The organism is Methanomassiliicoccales archaeon (genome assembly GCA_014361295.1).
GTDB lineage: Archaea > Thermoplasmatota > Thermoplasmata > Methanomassiliicoccales > JACIVX01 > JACIVX01.
In genome coordinates this window covers 1-1,120 of record JACIVX010000087.1, presented here as the reverse complement: position 1 = coordinate 1,120, position 1,120 = coordinate 1, and the positions used below count along the sequence as shown (strand labels likewise).

Below are 1,120 nucleotides of genomic sequence, written 5' to 3'. Positions count from 1 at the left end.
GCCCTTGGCCGAGAGGCCTTTCCCTTGCTACGCGATTTTTTAGAACCAAAAAGCGAGATCCTTTCCATCCAAACCGGGCTCATCCCCCTAGGAATGCCGACGAAAATCGCGGGCGACCGTTGCCTCCTTGTGGGAAACGCCGCGGGGCAAGTAAAACCCCTCACCGGAGGCGGCCTCGCCTTTTTGAGCCTCTGTGCCCCTTTGGCCGGAAGGGTGGCCGCCCGGGGACCCCAGGCCCTTTCCGAATATGAGAGAGACTGCCGAAGGATGATCGGGGAAGAAGTGAGCTTTCAGGAGCGGGCGCGTAGCATCTTCCTTAGACTAAAGCCAGAAGCCTTGGAGGAAATGGTCCAGACTCTTTCCCATCCTAAGCTAGCGAATTTTCTTGCCGAATGCGCGGACATCGACCAGTTTGCCTCGTTGCCGCCAAAAATTCTCGCTCGCCCGCAGTTATGGCCCCTGCTTTTACCCCTCACTTATTGGCTTTCAGAGTGGGGCTGGCCATAATATAGGCCCGTGCCAAAGAAGGCAAAAAAGAAGAAGGAAGGGAGAATTTCCCGGCCCTCTTGGCTTTCCCGCCTGCGGCAGGCACTTCTTATCTTCTTCCTTGCCACCCAGCCCTTGTTCTTTTCCGCGTGGAACACGGAGTACGGGTACACAAAGAGCGTTTACACCTTGGTCTTGGTCAGCATCATCCTCATCCTTTGGGCATGGGAAATCCTCAGGAGCCGAGAGACGAAGGTGGAGCTTTCCTGGCTCAGCCCGATCCTTCCCGCCCTTCTTCTTGCCGCCTTCCTTTCCCTTACCGGACAAACGCCGGCCTGTACAGTTCTTCAATCGGCTGTGCTCATTCTCTTTTTCGGCTTTATCTTCTTCCTCATCTTAAACGCGCCTGAGCAAAGTCACCCTTGGATTTTGGGGGCCCTGGTATTTTCCGGTTGCCTCAACGCCCTCCTTGGCCTCCTCCAGTATCTTGGGATCGTGTCTGGAGGGCCGGGAGGGCGAGGCCCGAGCGCGATGATCGCCACCATGGGCAATCAGCAATTCCTCGCGGGATTCCTTTCTTACCTCATCTTGCCCGGTTTAATCTTCCTTCGGGCCAAAAAGGGCTGGATCATCG

At 56.1% G+C, this 1,120-nt stretch carries 2 protein-coding genes; both read left to right on the top strand.

From position 1 onward, the window contains the following. Positions 1-93: 93 nt before the first annotated feature. On the top strand, positions 94-507 hold the full coding sequence (locus H5T41_11285) for a hypothetical protein (GenBank protein MBC7109341.1): 414 nt from the start codon (positions 94-96) through the stop codon (positions 505-507). Between the two features lie 9 nt (positions 508-516). After that, positions 517-1,120: hypothetical protein (locus tag H5T41_11280; GenBank protein MBC7109340.1), on the top strand; the 604-nt coding region annotated here is incomplete at its 3' end.

Bases quoted from the DNA above. Each gene is read 5' to 3' on its own strand.
- H5T41_11285 (MBC7109341.1), top strand. From the start codon at position 94: ATGCCGACGAAAATCGCGGGCGACCGTTGCCTCCTTGTGGGAAACGCC.